The 402-nt window shown below is 68.7% G+C and carries 1 protein-coding gene; it reads right to left on the reverse strand.

The window, feature by feature from the left end:
- Positions 1-204 (reverse strand): hypothetical protein (locus AC1DSF_RS31120; RefSeq protein ID WP_478184166.1); only part of this gene is annotated, 204 nt, incomplete at its 3' end.
- Between the last annotated feature and the right edge of the window lie 198 nt (positions 205-402).

The following is a 402-nucleotide window of genomic DNA, read 5'->3' on the forward strand; positions in this document are numbered from 1 at the left end:
GTCGAGCAGATCGAGCACCGAGACTGCGCGCGCTTCACCCGGGGTGTCCTCGTACGCCTCGGGGGCCGACCGGAATCGGCTCCAATGCCCCAAAACCGTCTCCGACAAGCCGTCCCAATCAACGTTGTCGCGGCGATGGCGCAGCCGTGGCGCGCTGTGAGTGTGGTCGGATTCGCGGTCTCGACGCGTTGCACCGGATTCCACGAACAGCACAGGCGGGCGGTGCGCGGCCCCGGGTTCCGGACGCTGAAGTAGCCACACATGCAAACCGATGTGGAGCGGGACTGCCGATCCGGCAGGCAGCCCGATGACCGCACGGATGGCGCCACTGCGCACCAGCTCGGCACGTACCCGACGCCCGGAAGACCGCGAGGCTACCGCCGGAGGCAGCAGGAACACCGC

This window comes from Variovorax sp. 01N429 (assembly GCF_056399425.1).